General features: G+C 69.0%; 14 protein-coding genes and 1 pseudogene. 10 read left to right on the top strand and 5 right to left on the bottom strand.

Annotation, left to right across the window (positions count from 1 at the left end; all coding sequences use genetic code 11):
- Positions 1 to 210 precede the first annotated feature (210 nt).
- The 6 genes from CLV52_RS01295 to CLV52_RS01320 all read left to right on the top strand — a co-directional run bounded on the left by CLV52_RS01295 (position 211) and on the right by CLV52_RS01320 (position 6389).
- Positions 211 to 1047 (top strand): polyprenol monophosphomannose synthase, encoded by an 837-nt coding sequence (locus tag CLV52_RS01295; RefSeq protein ID WP_133764127.1) that lies wholly within the window; start codon positions 211 to 213, stop codon positions 1045 to 1047.
- A gap of 53 nt (positions 1048 to 1100) precedes the next feature.
- Positions 1101 to 2582 (top strand): hypothetical protein, encoded by a 1482-nt coding sequence (locus tag CLV52_RS01300; protein ID WP_133764129.1) that lies wholly within the window; start codon positions 1101 to 1103, stop codon positions 2580 to 2582.
- A gap of 438 nt (positions 2583 to 3020) precedes the next feature.
- Positions 3021 to 3863, top strand: a complete 843-nt coding sequence (locus CLV52_RS01305) for a COG4705 family protein (protein WP_162850667.1) — start codon at positions 3021 to 3023, stop codon at positions 3861 to 3863.
- 150 nt (positions 3864 to 4013) lie between these two features.
- The gene (locus CLV52_RS01310) at positions 4014 to 4544 is read left to right on the top strand and encodes a hypothetical protein (RefSeq protein WP_133764133.1); all 531 of its coding nucleotides are present in this window, start codon (positions 4014 to 4016) and stop codon (positions 4542 to 4544) included.
- Between the two features lie 175 nt (positions 4545 to 4719).
- Entirely contained in the window at positions 4720 to 5412 is a 693-nt protein-coding gene (locus tag CLV52_RS01315; RefSeq protein ID WP_133764135.1) for a response regulator transcription factor, read from the top strand.
- Between the two features lie 8 nt (positions 5413 to 5420).
- Positions 5421 to 6389 (top strand): sensor histidine kinase, encoded by a 969-nt coding sequence (locus tag CLV52_RS01320; protein ID WP_162850668.1) that lies wholly within the window; start codon positions 5421 to 5423, stop codon positions 6387 to 6389.
- Between the two features lie 212 nt (positions 6390 to 6601).
- Here the strand turns inward: CLV52_RS01320 and CLV52_RS01325 are convergent, their stop codons facing one another.
- The 4 genes from CLV52_RS01325 to CLV52_RS01340 form a co-directional block, all read right to left on the bottom strand.
- Positions 6602 to 7393 (bottom strand): COG4705 family protein, encoded by a 792-nt coding sequence (locus CLV52_RS01325; protein ID WP_211342582.1) that lies wholly within the window; start codon positions 7391 to 7393, stop codon positions 6602 to 6604.
- Positions 7394 to 7521: 128 nt separating this feature from the next.
- Positions 7522 to 8940: an ABC transporter permease gene (locus CLV52_RS01330; RefSeq protein WP_162850669.1), complete on the bottom strand. Its 1419-nt coding sequence runs from the start codon at positions 8938 to 8940 to the stop codon at positions 7522 to 7524.
- A complete protein-coding gene (locus tag CLV52_RS01335; RefSeq protein ID WP_133764140.1) occupies positions 8937 to 9683 on the bottom strand; it encodes an ABC transporter ATP-binding protein in 747 nt (248 codons plus the stop codon). Before CLV52_RS01335 ends, CLV52_RS01330 begins: the two co-directional genes overlap by 4 nt.
- Before the next feature lie 182 nt (positions 9684 to 9865).
- The gene (locus CLV52_RS01340) at positions 9866 to 10276 is read right to left on the bottom strand and encodes a phosphatase PAP2 family protein (RefSeq protein WP_162850670.1); all 411 of its coding nucleotides are present in this window, start codon (positions 10274 to 10276) and stop codon (positions 9866 to 9868) included.
- Between the two features lie 437 nt (positions 10277 to 10713).
- Here CLV52_RS01340 and CLV52_RS01345 point away from each other — a divergent pair, with 437 nt between their 5' ends.
- Positions 10714 to 11325, top strand: coding sequence for a DedA family protein (locus CLV52_RS01345; RefSeq protein WP_133764144.1), 612 nt, complete (start codon positions 10714 to 10716; stop codon positions 11323 to 11325).
- A gap of 404 nt (positions 11326 to 11729) precedes the next feature.
- On the opposite strand, the gene CLV52_RS01350 is transcribed toward CLV52_RS01345, so the two are convergent.
- Entirely contained in the window at positions 11730 to 12584 is an 855-nt protein-coding gene (locus CLV52_RS01350) for a LacI family DNA-binding transcriptional regulator (protein WP_162850671.1), read from the bottom strand.
- Positions 12585 to 12813: 229 nt separating this feature from the next.
- Between CLV52_RS01350 and CLV52_RS01355 the strand changes: the two genes are divergently transcribed.
- The 3 genes and pseudogenes from CLV52_RS01355 to CLV52_RS01365 form a co-directional block, all read left to right on the top strand.
- Positions 12814 to 13275, top strand: coding sequence for a hypothetical protein (locus CLV52_RS01355; protein WP_133764148.1), 462 nt, complete (start codon positions 12814 to 12816; stop codon positions 13273 to 13275).
- 362 nt (positions 13276 to 13637) lie between these two features.
- Entirely contained in the window at positions 13638 to 14399 is a 762-nt protein-coding gene (locus tag CLV52_RS01360) for a hypothetical protein (RefSeq protein WP_133764150.1), read from the top strand.
- Between the two features lie 12 nt (positions 14400 to 14411).
- A pseudogene (locus CLV52_RS01365) lies at positions 14412 to 15368 on the top strand (tyrosine-type recombinase/integrase); the annotation flags it as partial.
- Positions 15369 to 15395 lie beyond the last annotated feature (27 nt).

A 15395-nucleotide genomic window follows, 5' to 3' on the forward strand; every position in this document is an offset into this window, starting at 1 on the left:
CATCTGTGCCCCGTTCGGCATTGCGTCGCGGGGCGACGCCGGGTGGCGCCCATCGTCAAGCCTTCCGTCAACGCGGTCTGAGCCGTTTCGGTCTGGACGCAGGGCGCGTTGCGGTCGTACCGAACTCGGGTCTGCTCCGAGCCTGAACGGTGATTCGCGCGACGTTCCTTCTTGGTGGTTCCTTCGTCGTGCGAGGCAACCGTGTGCTGCATGTCAGCATCTGCACCGGCCAGCCGGCCTCCAAGGGCCCAGGCGGGCACGCTGATCGTGATCCCCACCTACAACGAGCTCGAGAACCTGCCGATGGCGGTGACCGCGGTGCTCGAGGCGCTGCCTGACAGCCATGTGCTCGTCGTCGACGATTCGAGTCCCGACGGCACGGGTGCCCTCGCAGATGTCATGGCGGCGCGCGAAGCCCGAGTCCATGTCCTGCACCGGAGCGTGAAGGACGGACTCGGCGGGGCCTATCTCGCGGGCTTCGCCTGGGCGTTGGACCGCGGCTACGCCTTCATCGGCGAGTTCGACGCGGACGGCTCCCACCCGGCCGCAGCACTGCCGCTCATGCAGGACGTCATCCGGCGCACCGACGGAGCCGCATTGGTGATCGGCTCACGATGGGTCATAGGCGGCACGGTCGTGGACTGGCCCCTTGCTCGACAGCTGCTGAGCCGAGGTGGCAACACCTACGCGAGGGTCGCACTCGCTCTGCCGGTGCACGATGTGACGGCCGGATTCCGGCTCTACCGGGCTGAAGCGCTCCGCGTCATGGATCTCGGCTCCGTCAGGTCGAAGGGGTACTGCTTCCAGATCGACCTCACCGTGCGGCTGCTGGCCGCAGGCGGCCGGATCACCGAGCTCCCGATCGAGTTCCGAGAGCGTCGGTACGGGACGTCCAAGATGAGCCGAGCGGTCGTCGTCGAGGCGATGGCGCTGGTCACGGTCTGGGGAATCGCACGGGTCCTCGGCCGGCCAAGACGCTGGACCGCCGCACGGCTCGGATCCCCGGTCGTGCGACCGTGGACCGGGTCCGACCTCACTCGTCGTTGATCATGCGGTCGCCCTCAGTGGGGGCCGAGGCCGCTCCAAGTGCGCCGAGTACCGTGTCGCGGCCGCCCCGGCCTCGCACCGCCGAGTCCCGGTTCCGCTTCTCCGCGGCGCTGATCGGGATCGGCGTCCTCGCGTACGCCGTCCGGCTGTCGATCATGCTCCGCGGTGGCGGGCTGCACGGGCTCGGTGGATACGACGACGGCGTCTATTACGCGGCCGCTGATGCGCTCGTCCACGGCCGGATCCCGTACCGCGACTTCCTCCTGATCCAGCCGCCGCTGATCGTCGTCGTGACCGCACCGTTCGCCGCGCTCGGCGGGCTGATCTCCGACCCGGCCGGCTTCGCGCTCGCCCGGCTGGTCTTCATCGGTGTCGGCGCGATGAACGCCGTGCTCACCGGGTGGATCCTGCGTCGCTTCGGGCGCGTGGCCGTGCTCGTCGGGGGAGTCGGCTACGCGGTCTTCTACCCCGCCGTCTACGCGGAGCGGTCGGTGCTGCTCGAGCCGCTCGGCACGCTGGGCATCCTGGTCGCGCTGCTCCTGCTGCAGCGGGCATCGACGCAGCCGCAGCTCGCGATCCTCGCCGGCATCGCAGCGGGGCTCGGAGTCGGAGCGAAGATCTGGTACATCGTCCTGAGCCTGCTGCTGCTCGCGACCGCCGCGCGACTGCGTCTCCGCTACCTCGTCGGACTCGCGGTCGGTGGCTGCGGGATCTACCTGCCGTTCCTTCTCCTCGCCCCGCAGCGCATGCTGCAGGATGTGGTCCTCGACCAGCTGGGACGCCCGAGCGCGAACTCCGCCGATACGGGGCGGCGCATTCAGGAGATCCTCGGTGCCCATTCCACGCTCGGGGTTGCACCCGATGTGATCGCTCCGGTCCTCGGCGTGCTGGCGATCGCCTCGATCATCGCGGCTCTCCTCACGCCCGGTGCGCGCACGTTCGGCGTCCTCGCGATCGGCGCGCTCGCGGTGCTGCTGCTCGCTCCGTCCTGGTTCCCGCACTACAGCGCCCTGACGGCCCCGCCGCTCATGCTCTGCGCGGGCGTCGGCGCTGCGCGCGCCGCGGCGTCGCTGCCGCATGGCCGGCCGCGGTGGGTGCTCGCCGCCCTTCTCGTCATCGGCATCCTCGGCGCGAACGAAGCGAATGATCGCCATCCAGTCGGAGTGCGAACGCCCGCAGGGGTGTCCACCGCAGCAGCGGTCGTGCGCGGGTGTGTCACCGCGGACGATCCGGGCGCACTGATCGAGATGAACGTCCTCAGCCGGGACTTGCGGGACACGTCCTGTGCTGTGTGGCCGGATGTCACGGGATGGACGTACGACCCTCGGGACTACCTCGGCGGCAAGCGCGACGAGGTCGCTCGCCGCTTGAACCCGAGGTGGCAGCACGATGTCATGGCCTTCCTGGAATCGGGCGACGCCACTATCCGGCTACGCCGCGCGACCGGGCTCAGCACGGACTCGAAGCGCGCCATCGACTCCGGTGCGATCCTCTTCCGCGACCACCGGTTCGTCGTGCACACTACGCACGGCTGAGCGAGAGACCGAGGTCCGTTCGGCGGGATCCATCTGTCGAAGCGCTCTCGTCGCGGTCAGCGCACCCCTCGGACAGCGAAGCCGATCAGCATCGCGCCGACGACGATAAGCAGCATCGCCGTGGTCAGCAGGCCGAGGTTCGAGTCGATCATCGCGATCGACTCTCCCGCGAACTCCTGGTCGAACGAAGTCCCAATTCGCGTCACCGTCGAACGATCCAGTCTGTGCCCCTCGAGTACGTCGAAGTCGGGACGTCAGGACCCTCAGACCCTCCGGTCAGGGCATCGGAGAACGCACCGGTCATCGTTAGCCGACTGCTGGCGATTCGCTGGCTCATCACACCGGATCTGCGGCGTTGCGAGTCTTAGTGATTGCTGGGTGCGGATGGTCGAGCGTCATCTCGTGACTTCGATGACTGCCCGCCAGATGCTCAACAAGGTGCCTGAGGTCACCGTCTACTTCTGGATCATCAAGGTGCTGTGCACCACGATCGGCGAGACCATGTCCGACAACTTGATGGGCATGTTCGCGGTCGGCGGTGATAACGCCTCGCCGGATCAGCTGCAGATCGCCCTGTACAAGGTCGCAGCGGTCACCGTCGTGGTGCTCGCGATCCTCCTGACCATCCAGTTCCGGCTTCGCCGTTACGTGGCCGTCGTGTACTGGGCGAACATCGTCGTCATCAGCGTGCTCGGGACGCAGATCACCGACATGTTCGAGGGCCAGGGGGACGTGCCGAACAACATGGTCGCGATCACCGTGGTGTCGGTGTCGCTGCTGGCGCTGGTGTTCCTGACCTGGTGGCTCGTGGAACGGACGCTGTCGATGCACTCGATCCGCACGCGACGCCGGGAAGCCTTCTACTGGCTGGCCATCCTCACCACCTTCGCCACCGGTACCGCCGTCGGTGACCTGATCGCCGAGCAGTTCTCGCTCGGCTACCTCACGACGCTGCTGGTGTTCCTCGCCGTGATCGCCGTGATCGCCGCAGTGTGGAAGCTGACGCCGATCAACGGGGTCCTGGCGTTCTGGGCGGCGTACGTGATGACACGGCCGCTGGGCGCCTCGACGGGTGACTGGCTCTCGCAGCAGGACAACCAGGGGCTGGGCCTCGAGACCACCAGCTGGCTGTTCCTCGCCGTCATCGTGGTGCTCGTGATCTATCTGCAGATCCGGAAGCCCGACGTCACCGCCGTCACGGTCACCGACGGGGACGAGGTGCGCCGAAGCGGAGCGACGCGTCGCACTGCGGCGACGCCGGACATCGACGCCAGCCTCTGACGCCGGCAGCCTCGACGGGCCGCGCTCATGCGAACACCGCTGCTGCCCGTCGAGGCCCGCTCCCGATGCGATTCGAGATCGGATCCGCGTCCGCCGAACGGTGTTGATCGTGCGCAGCCCCTCGGCAATCGGTCGCGTCGGGTTCGCGTCGTGGCCGCGGCAGGCGCCGCGCTCCTGGTCGGAAGCCTGCTCTCCGCCTGCAGCCCGCTGAGCGACGGGCCCGCGATCTGCGCGGCCGACCAGTTGACGGCGACCGTGCACGGCGATCAGCACGACAACACCTCGATCTATCGCGTCGTCACGGTGCGCGACCAGGGACCGGCATGTCTGCTCCCGAAGCAGTCGACCGTCTCGATGACCGCTGCAGGACAGCGGCTCGGTCGGCCCGGCTCCTACGACCCGTATGGGTCCGGGGGTTCGGATGCCACCGGTCAGCAGCGACCTAAGCGCGCGATCGCACTGCCTCACCGGGGCACGGCATCGATGTCCGTCATCATCGCCCTCGCCGACTCGACCCGCTGCGATCGCGATCCCGTGGACGCGCTTCACGTCCAATTAAGCGGTTCCGCTGCGATCTCCGCGGCCGTGCCCCCGCACGACCGGCCCCACTCGTTGATCTGCGATCAACGGTCGAGCTCCGTAATGAGCTTCGGCCGATGGGTTCCGGGAGCCGGCGCCTGAGGCCATCGCGCACTCGAGCTCGCTCGCGCTGACTCGACGCCCGACGCGGACCCCAGCGATGTCCGGACTCAACGGTGAGGACGGGCGCCTACCCTGAGAATCCCGCTCTGCCGGGCGGGCTTGAACCGCCAGAATTCTTCGTTCTTCCTGGGCGGACGCCTGCGACGCTCGGGCAATGCCGCACGACGCATCGACGACGCCTCCGTCGACGATCCGGCCTCCGCTGCTCGTGGTCGAGGACGACCTCCAGCTCGGCCCGCTGATGGCGGAGATCCTCGCGGACGAGTACACCGTGACGCTCGCCCAGGACGGTCCCGCGGGACTGGAAGCCGGACGACGCGGCGACTTCGCGGTGGTCCTGCTCGACCGGCGACTCCCCGGCATGGACGGAGTCGAGGTGGTCCGGCAGCTGCGAGACGCCGGTGTCAGGACACCGGTGCTCATGCTCACGGCGCTCGGTGCGGTACCCGATCGGGTCGACGGGCTCGACGCCGGTGCCGACGACTACCTGACCAAGCCATTCGACTTCGCGGAACTCGCGGCGCGCATCCGAGCGCTTCGCCGGGTGCACGGGCAGGGCGAGGAGAAGCTGTTCATCGGCGACTGGGAGTTCCGGCCCTCGAGCCGGCTCATCAATTCGCCGTACGAGGGGCGGAAGGTCCTGACGGAGACCGAGGCGAATCTGCTCGTCCTCCTCGCGAGGCACCCGGACGAGACCCTTTCACGCGAGCGAATCCTGCGTGAGGTGTTCCCTGCGGGTGAGCGCGTCGGCACCGTCGACACGTACGTGCATTACGTCCGTCGAAAGACGGAGCACGACATCATCACGACCGTGCGGGGCCACGGGTACCGCCTGGGGGTGCTCTGATGCCGCCGATGGACCCAGACGTCCTATCCGTGCGCCGAGCGGCTCGCCGCACCGCATGGCAGGTGGCCGCGGTCTCGACGGGACTCGTGGTCGGCATCGTCGGGCTGGCTGCGTTGTTCATCCTCGATCAGTCGCGTCCCTCCGAGCTGCTGGAGCGGCCGGTACCCGGAGAGTCGAAGATCTACATCGGCTCCACCGAGGTGCTGTCTGCCCTCGTCGTCCTGGGCGTTCTCGCCGTGATCGTGATCGGCTTCGCGAGCTGGGGCATCAGCCAACGAGCCGTCGAGCCGATCGGCCGCGCTCTGCGCATGCAACGTGCGTTCGTCGCCGACGCCAGCCATGAGCTGCGGACGCCGTTGGCGGTGCTCGACACCAGGGTGCAGCTGCTCGAGCGGCGGCTCGCTCGTGGGGAGCCGTACCAGGACACGCTGACGGCGGTTCGCGGCGACACCCGCACGATGATCGAGATCGTCACCGACCTCCTGCTCGCCGCAGAGGCCGAGGCGACGACGATCTCCGCGGCGAAGCAGCCTGAGACCGACCTGCGCCAAACGCTCGCGAGCGCCGTCGACGACCTGCGGGTTCTCGCTGAGAGCCGCGGCGTCCGCATCGAGTGCCGTGTCGCGGTGGAGGCCCGCGTGCGCATCTCCGACGTCAGGCTCCGCCGAGCCCTGGTCGTGCTCGTGGACAACGCGATCTGCCACGCGCCTGAGGGCAGCGCCGTGCACGTCGACGCCGGTGCCGAGCGAGGAGTCGCGGTGATCCGGGTCACCGACGCGGGTTCCGGGATCACGGGAGTTCATGTCGAGCGCGTCTTCGAACGATTCGCGCACGGACCCGACACCGGCCGCCGCCGCGGGTTCGGCATCGGGCTCTCCCTGGTCCGCGACCTCGCTCGGCGTCACGGAGGGCGTGTCGCCGTCGAGTCCACCTCCGACGCCGGGACGACCATGCGGCTGGAGCTGCCCGTCTGCTGATGGCCGATCGGCGAAGCCGGTCGTGGTGCGAGGCGGGACCTCGACTGTCCATCGCGTTCGGCCGCCCGCCACCCCCGCCTGTTTCGGCATCCGCGCTCCGGCTGGAGGTCCGGCCCGTCGTCAAGCGGACGCAGGCCCGGGACATCGGCGCCAGCCTCCGCGGACCTGACGGACACGCGCGGAGACAGGCGCACGCTCCGTCCGAGAGCCACCTAGTCGGTCTGCGCGCCTCCGCTGAGCAGCAGCGGGGATCGCGATCGAATGGCGAGTACCGCCACCGTCCCGATGAAGACCATCAGCAGGACGCCGCTTACGGGCCCCGCTCCGAGATCGAGGCCGCCACGCGCACCGGGGACCGCGAACCAGTCCGCGAACGATGCTCCCAATGGGCGGGTCATCACATACGCGGCCCAGAACGTGGCGATCGCCGCTCGGCGGGTCACCAGGAAGATCAACCCGGGCACCGCGAACGCCACGAGGAAGAGGAACCCCGAGCCGAGGTAGCCGAGCCCGAGCGATGCGGCGGAGAAGTCGCCCGCAGCGGTTCCGAGAGCGAACGTCGCCATGACGGCCGCCCAGTAGAACCGCTCACGTCGACCGGTCGTGATCTCGTGCACCGAGAGTGTCCCCTCCGTGCGCCACCAGGTGATGAACACGACGGCCAGGGCGGCGGCGAACAGCGCCGTCGAGACCGCGTACGGCACCCCGATCCCGACATGCAGCACATCGGCCGCCATGGTGCCGAACACGGAGACCATCAGCGCAGTCGTCCAGTACCTGGCCGGGTGATACGTGTGAGCCCGGAGCTGGATGATCAGCACGAGCAGCAGCAGCAGGAATGCCGCAGGAACGACCACCTCAGGAGCGAACGACTTCACGAGGAAGTCCGACGTCGTCTCGCCCATCCCGGTCGTGAGGATCTTCAGGGCCCAGAAGCCGGCACCGGGTTCGGCGACGCGATTCCCCGACCGGACTCGATCTCGGCTCGTTCGCACCGTGGTCACTCGAGCATGGTCGGGCAGCGGCGCAAAGAAACGGCGAAGACGTCGAGCTGCAGCCCTCCTTGCTCGCGGTACCCCCGTCCGCGCGTCGTCGCCGAGGGATCAGGAATCGGCCGAGCGATAGCCCCACGTCAGTCGACGGCGAGTGCCGCCACCGGCGGTACGGCCGTCGCCCGCCGCGTGGGGGCCAGCGAGGCGACGACGGCGAGCAGTGCACTGGACACGACCACCGCGACGACCAGCGGCAAGGGGACCGTCGGCAGGAAGTAGCCGCCGATGTGGTGATCGGACGAGAGCGCCGTCAGCGCGGCCGCCCACCCGTAGAGCACGCCGAGCACCAGGCCGCAGGCGCTGCCGGTCAACGTGATCTGCAGGCTCTCGAACAGGACCATGAGTCGCACCTGCCGACGCTCGAGCCCGATCGCGCGCAGCAGGCCGATCTCCCGCCGCCGCTGCAGCACGCTGAGCGACAGGCTGTTCACCAGCCCGACAGCGGCGATCGCCAACGAGAATCCGATCAACACTCCGAGCACCCCGAGGACCAATGTCACGAACGCCGCGTCGCTCGCCGCCTCCTGCGGACCAGCAGTCGCGGCCACCGCGCCGGCCTCCGTACTGAAGCAGGCCGCCGCGACGGCGAACATCACGACGAGCGTCACCCCGATCACCAGGCTGACCGCTGAGCGGACGCTCCGCTGCGGATGGCGCAGGGCGTTGCCGCGGGACAGCGACGCCGGTGCGGAGCCGCCGAAGAGCCGACCGACCACCTGCAGCACCGGCGGCAGGAACGCGTCCGCCCCGAGGACGAAGCCGAGGAAGCTCACGGCGCCGCCGGGCGCTGCGATGAAGAGTCCGAGCGGCGTCCGGGACCCGATCGCCACCCCGGCGACCAGCATGGCGGTGCCGAGCGAGAGGCAGCCTCGAACGAGCCACGGGCGACGCCGCCGGCGCAGCTCGGTCCGCGTCGGCTCCTGTCCCGCCCCGACCGCCTCCAACGGGGTCACCGTCGACACCCGCCCCGAGCCGAACCATGCAGCGCCGGTGGTCGAAGCGATCCCGATCAAGGCCGGCGCGACGAGGAGCGGTGTCACCAGGGGTGACGGCGTCGGGACGAACGTGCCCGAGGCGGTGAGGAGTGGGATCAGCGCCGCGACGACGGCGACGCCGATCGCCGTGCCCAGCAGGCCGCCAGCGGCACCGACGATCGCACCCTCGAGCATCACGCCCCTGCGGAGCACGCGGCCCTCCGCACCGAGGAGCCGCAGCAGCGCGATCCGGCGTGCCCTGGCCGTCATCACGATGCCGAAGGTGTTCGCGATCACGATGCAGGACACGAAGATTGCGACGAACAGGAAGACCGATCCGAGGACGTCCAGCAGAAGCCGGACGAAGCCGTGAGCGAGGAAGCCGCCCGCCGCGGACTGGCTCGCGAGCACGCGGTCCGCCTCGATGACGATCGTCGCGAACAGCGCGCCCAACGAGGTGACGATGAGCGTCGCGACGTGCTGCGCGGGCGCGACCTGCAACTCGCGCAGGGTCAAACGGATCACCGGGCGCCACCGAGCTCGAGCACCATCTCGGACAGCGTCGAGGCGTCCGTCCTGCCGACGTCGTGCACGATCCGGCCGTCCGAGATGAACAGGACTCGGTCCGCCCACGCCGCCGCCGCCGGATCGTGGGTGACGAGCACGACCGCCTGATCCTGTTCCCGGGTCGCCGACTCGAGCATCGCCAGCACCTCGACGCCGGTCCGGGAGTCGAGATTGCCTGTCGGCTCGTCCGCGAAGATCACCCGTGGCCTGATCGCAAGCGCACGGGCGATCGCGACGCGCTGCTGCTGACCGCCGGAGAGCTGATGGGGTCGCCGCTCGAGCAGCGGCATCAGTCCCAGTTCGGCGGCCCTCTCGAGGATCCATTCGCGGTGCTCGCCACTCGGCTTCGTCCCGCCCAGCTCGAACGGCAGGAGAACGTTCTCCAGCACGGTCAGCGTCGGCACCAGGTTGAACGCCTGGAAGACGAACCCGATGAGGTTCCGTCGCAGCGAGGTGAGCTGACGGTCGCTCAAGCTCGAGAGCTCAAGATCGTCGTAGAGCACGGTGCCGGACGTCGGGCGATCAAGCCCCGCCAGCAGGTGCATCAGCGTCGACTTACCCGACCCGCTCGGGCCCATGATCGCGGTCAGCGTGCTCCCGGTGATGTCGACGGACACGTCGCGCAGGGCGTGCACCTCCGCGCCCTGTGCGCCGTACACCTTGTTCAGTGACCGTGCTCGGATGACGGGCGAACCGGACATCGTCGCTCCTCTGTTCAGGGGGACCGCCCAGCGCGCGACGGCACCGGCGTGTGGACGACGCTGCAGCGCCGACGCGGAGAAACGGACAAGAAACCCGGGAGGCGCCTGACGGGAGCGTGAACGATTCCTCCCTCTCCGAGGAGGGGTCGGGTCGCAGCCCGCGAGGACCGTTCGGAACAGCGCTACTGCAGCCCGGACTGAACATGCCCTCGCGAACCGCGTCGGTTCGCATGCACGAGTGACCAGGACAGGGCGAAGAGCAGGACAGCCGTCGCCACGCCGGCCATGACTGCTGCGAGCACGTCGGACAGCCAGTGCGCGTGCAACGCGGTCCGACTCCACGCCATCGCCACGATCCAGATCACGGCCAGCACCCGCACCACGACCGATCGGGTGAGAAGGAGGACGACGGTCCCGAGCAGGGCGGCGTTCGCGGTATGGCCGGACGGGAAGGCGTTGAACAGCCCGAACGTCGAGTCGGGCCGCGCGCGATGCGCGAGCAGCTTCATCCCGGACACGTCGAGCGCGCTGACGACGCTCGCCACGATCACGAACGCCCCCCACGCCCATCCCCGGAGCACTCCGATCAGCACGCCCACCACCACGGCGACCGCCGCACCGGGAAGTCCAGTCCCCAGAACCGCCAGCGTCGCCGCTGCAGCATGACCGAACGGGGAGGTCGTCGCAGTCATCAACGCGTTCCACCACACGTCGACCGGACCGGGCGACGGACTCACGACGCGGAACACCGCGGAGGCTCCCCAGACAGCGGCCAGTGAGACCGCCGAAGCGAGGACCGCCGCTCCCCGCGGAGCACGTCCTGATTCGAATCGATCGACGGCCATCCGGATGACCGTGCCCGACGACCTCGAAGAAATCGCGAAGCCGGCTCGCGGGGCACGGCTCGCGGCGCCTCGTGCCCTCCTCACCGGTCTGACGCGACCGAACCGTCCGAGGCGGCGGCAGCCGGACCGTCCGACGCGGCATCAGTCTTGGACGTTCCTCCGTGACCGCTCGCGAACATGGAGTCATGGATGTGCAGTCGTTGCTCGAAGGCGTCGGGCCGTGGGCACTCGCGGTGATCGCGGTCTTCGTCTTCATCGAGTCGGGTCTGCTCTTCCCGTTCCTCCCAGGAGACTCCCTCCTCGTCACCGCCGGTCTCACGCACCAGGCCCTGGGATTGTCCGTGCCGCTGATCGCCGCGGTCGCCTTCGTCGCGGCGGCGGCAGGGGACCAGGTCGGCTACCTACTCGGAGACAAGGTCGGCGCGCGGCTCTTCAAGGACGACGCACGGATTCTCAAGACTGCGCGACTCCGTGAGACCGAGGCGTTCTTCCAGAAGTACGGCGGCCGCGCGCTGGTGCTCGGCCGATTCGTGCCGGTGATCCGCACCTACGTGCCGCTCGCTGCCGGAAGCGCGCGATACCCGTACCGACGGTTCCTGCCATGGAACCTCCTCGGCGCCTTCCTCTGGGCGGTCGGGGTGACCGTGGTCGGCTCGCTGCTCGGGGGCGTCCCGTTCATCGCGAACAACATCGACGTGCTGCTCTCCGTGATCGTGCTGCTGTCGGTGCTGCCGATCGTCATCGATCAGGTGCGGAAGCGGATCCTGGCTCGTCGGCATCGGCGCGCGTCCGCCTAGCTGCGAGGGCTGGGCGACCCGGCCAGCGGTGCTCGGGGCGCTGCGGACGTCGATGGCGATCGACCGGCCGGCAGGGGCATGCTTCCTCCACCGCTGGCGCGGCTCGCGGTGCACGACGGTGGTGTGCCTGTGGAACAGGTCACCGAATGTCCGAGGACCATCCCTCGAGCGGCGGATCACTCAGTGGTCGGTGGTCGTACCGCCCCGGGTGTCCGGCCGGCTCACGGCGGTCACAACGCGGCCGGGCAGCGCAGCTTCCAGTCGTCCAAACCTCGGACATCAGCGTCGGCTGCAGTTCGACCCACGCCCCGGATCTGAGTCTTCGGCGCGCGCCGGGCGGACCTCGAAGGCCCACGAGGCGACGCCGCGCACTGTGCGCGGGGAGTCGGTTCCCGCGCCCGAGCTCACGACGCCATCGAGTTCCGGTTCACGGGAGCGAGCGCCGGACCGGTGCTGCCGCGGGTGATGAGGGAGCTCGGGTGGAGATGGGATCGAGTCGGGTCGAGTTCCGGCGTGAGCCCGGAGAGCAGCATGTCGATGGCCGCGGCTCCCATCTCGGCCGGCCGGATCCGGACCGTGGTGAGGTCTGCAGCAAGCGCCTCGGGCTGATCGTTGAAGCCGACGACCGAAAGATCGCGACCGGGCTGAAGGTCGAATCCGCGCGCGGCCTCCAGGACGCCGATCGCGATGTCGTCGGTCACGGCGAACACCGCCGTCGGTCGACTGACGCCCTGCAGCACCCGCCTCGCTACTTCGCGCGCGGAGGTCTGATCGAGGCCGTGCTCGATGACGACCGGTTCCAGACCTCCCGCTTCCATCGCGAGGCGGTACCCCTTCGCGCGCCGCCGGAGGATCAGATGCCCGGCCTGATGCTCCATCGACGCGGTGAAGTGTGCGATGCGCGTGTGGCCCAGTCCGCGGAGATGTTCCGTCGCGCTCCGCGCAGCGGTGAGGTCGTCGATCATCACGGTCGGGAAGCCGAGAGCGCTCCCACCGACGAGCACGATCGGACGAGCCCACGACGTCTCGACGGTCTGCACGCCGGCGCGGTACCGGAATCCCGCAACGACCGCTCCGATGCTGTCGTTCTCGACGAAATCCTCGCGGATCGTGGCCGTCGCAACGGCTGTGGAGTCGTCCGACAGCTCGACGCGGTGAAGGCGCGGCTCGTGACCGTGGGCCCTGGTCCGCTGTTCGGCGCCCCGAACGATCTCCATGAAGTACCACCGATCGATGGCGGGCACCGCGATCGAGATCACACCCATACCGAGTCTCCCTCTTCGCCCGGCATCGACCACGCACTCGCCTGCTCCGCCATCGGCGAGGTCCTGCTCCGACGGTAAGCCCGCACCTCGCCTGCACACTGGAACGCCGCCCATGTCAGCTCGACGACGCTATCCGACGTTCATCCTGTTGACAGCGAGCGGAACAGGTCGAGTCAGGGGCGGCGGCGGGGCCGGCACAGAGTTGCTGGTCGACGCGGGTCGCGTGTTCTTCTTTGAGGACGCCGCACTCGAGCAGTCCGACCTCGATGAGCTCGAGCGGGAGTCGCCGCTGATCTCCTCGGACGCCAGCACAGAGAGCGCGCTCGACTATCTCTTCGGAGCGTTCGCCGAGCCCGGGCGGGAGAACGCGGTCGCATTCGCGTTCGTCGACGCAGGTCGCACCATCCCGGCGATCCACGCCACGATCCTCGCCGCTTACGACGGCATCGAGCGCTCACTCCAACGGATCATCCGCCGAGAGCACCCGGGTCGACCGGATCACGTCTACGGGGCGGTCGCCCAGGCCGTCTTCGCCCTCGCAGCCGGCAACAGCTACGTCAACGATCTCCGACCTTCGACCCGACGCATCGCCGAAGCTCGGCGCGCAGCTGAAGCGCTCATCGACGGGTCGCAAATGCAACCTGAGTTCGCGCGACTGAGCTGCTCAAGGTTCCGAGCTCGATAGGCGACGCGCTAGACCCCCTCGCTGGGCCCGTCGTTGTGTGCGTCGTGCGGGGTGATGGGGGTAGCGAGGGGTTTCGGGCGTTTTGCCCTGTCCTGGCCTGCCACCTCGCCTGGCGGCGCTCCCGAACCACCCACACACAGCAGAAAGAGCGTTGCTGTGCGTGGGTGGTTCGGGAGTGCAGGTGGCAGGCCAGGACAGGGCAAGAAATGAGGATGGGGTGGGGATGGGGTGGGGATTGGTGGAGTAAGTGTCAGGTGAATTGACGGTGCCTGGGGGTTGTGACGAGGTGGTGTGAGTGTCGGTGGACGGTGTTCTCGTTCGCGGGCGAGCGGGGATGTGTTCGTGGGCAGGGGTGATGCGGGATGGTGCAGATCAGGGGTGGCACGGAGCGTCGGGTGTGGGTGGTGCCGCGCGATGAGGCGATGTTCGGCTGGTTCCGGATCGTGCGGATCGCGGACGTGCAGGCGGTCCGGTGGGTGCTCGGTGCGTTGAACGGGACCGACCGGCCGGTCTCGACGCGCCGAGCGCAGGAGTGGGTCGTTCGGATGGAGGCTGCGGGCCTGGTCGAGCGGGTGCAGCTCGGTGGCCGCGGCGGCTCCCTCGTGTTCGGTACCTACGCCGCTACCGGGCAGGGGCGGCCGGGTCTGTATCGGCAGACGACCCGGCATGAGGTCGCCGTGGCTGCGACCTCTGCCCGATACGCCGCGGCCGGGTACTCATGGCGGCGAGATGACAAGCCCGACTACGCAGGCGGACATCAGGCCGACGGAGTCGCCGAGAGCCAGGACTGGGCGGAGCTGATCGAAGTCGAATTGACCGGGAAGCGACTCCCCCGGTACGCGCAGATCTTTACCGCGTTCCGCCGTCGCTTCGACGCCGGAGAGATGGACCAGGTCACCTATATCTGCTCCGACGAAGCAGCACAGACGGTCCGTGCCGCAACCAACGAGCTTCCCGTCGGCCGGACCATCGCTCCCCAGGTCCAGATCCAGCCTGTCTTCGATCCACTGGGTCACTGGGCCGACGACGCGCTGCCGTCGTGGATGCTGACCGCGCGCAATCGAGCCGCCGATGACGCGACTTCACGGAGCGGTGGACCGCGCCCCTCAGTCACGCTGTTCTAGGAGGCACTGCGCGTGGGAACTGTCACCCCGTACGACACCGCCAACGGTCGCCGCTACCGCGTTCGGTACCGCAAGCCCGATCAACACCAGACGGAGCGCCGAGGCTTCCGCACGAAGCGCGAGGCGGAGCTGTATCTCGCGTCTGTCGAAGTGTCGAAGGCGCGCGGCGAGTTCATCGACGCTGTCAGCGCTCGAGAACGGATCGCGGCACTCGGATCGGCATGGCTGACGCAGCAGGCGCACCTGAAGCCCTCATCGCTCTATGTGCTCAAGAGCACCTGGCGCCTGTGGGTCGAGCCGCGGTGGGGCACCACCTCCGTCTCGGACATCCGGCACAGCGACGTCCGCGCGTGGGTGACGGAGATGAGCGAGCAGCGCGGTGCCACGACTGTCATCCGCGCCTACGGGATCCTCGCTGCGATCCTCGATGTCGCCGTGCGTGACCGTCGGATCCCCGCAAACCCGGCGCGCGGGGTGAAGATGCCGCGCAAGCGGCAGCGACCCCACACGTATCTCTCCCACGACCAGGTCAGCGACCTCGCCCAGGCCGCCGGCGATCTCGGACCGCTCGTGCTCGTGCTCGCGTACTGCGGATTGCGCTGGGGCGAGGCATCCGGGCTGCGCGTCGGCGACGTCGACTTCGAGCGCCGCCGGCTGCACGTGCGGCAGAACGCCGTCCTCGTCGGCAGCGAACTGATCGTCGGGACGCCGAAGACCCACAAGCAGCGCTCGGTCCCGTTCCCGCGGTCCCTCCAGCCGGCGATCGCCCGCGCCTGCCGCGGCAAGCGCGCCGAGGACCTTCTGTTCCCCGGGCCCGACGGCGACTTCCTCCGCCGCGTGCACGGACCCGGAAAGGGCTGGTTCTGGAACGCCGTCGTCGCGGCCGGGCTCCCTGCCCTGTCGCTGCACGACCTCCGGCACACCGCCGCGAGCCTCGCGGTGCGTTCGGGCGCGAACGTGAAGGCTGTGCAGCGGATGCTCGGGCACGCGTCGGCA

Origin of the sequence: Amnibacterium kyonggiense, assembly GCF_004364555.1 — a bacterium.
Taxonomy (GTDB): domain Bacteria; phylum Actinomycetota; class Actinomycetes; order Actinomycetales; family Microbacteriaceae; genus Amnibacterium; species Amnibacterium kyonggiense.

Excerpts from the sequence above, each read along its gene's own strand:
- CLV52_RS01295 (WP_133764127.1), top strand. The coding sequence starts at position 211 with ATGTCAGCATCTGCACCGGCCAGCCGGCCTCCAAGGGCCCAGGCGGGC.
- CLV52_RS01315 (WP_133764135.1), top strand. The coding sequence starts at position 4,720 with ATGCCGCACGACGCATCGACGACGCCTCCGTCGACGATCCGGCCTCCG.
- CLV52_RS01320 (WP_162850668.1), top strand. The coding sequence starts at position 5,421 with ATGGACCCAGACGTCCTATCCGTGCGCCGAGCGGCTCGCCGCACCGCA.
- CLV52_RS01335 (WP_133764140.1), bottom strand. The coding sequence starts at position 9,683 with ATGTCCGGTTCGCCCGTCATCCGAGCACGGTCACTGAACAAGGTGTAC.
- CLV52_RS01345 (WP_133764144.1), top strand. The coding sequence starts at position 10,714 with ATGGATGTGCAGTCGTTGCTCGAAGGCGTCGGGCCGTGGGCACTCGCG.
- CLV52_RS01360 (WP_133764150.1), top strand. The coding sequence starts at position 13,638 with ATGGTGCAGATCAGGGGTGGCACGGAGCGTCGGGTGTGGGTGGTGCCG.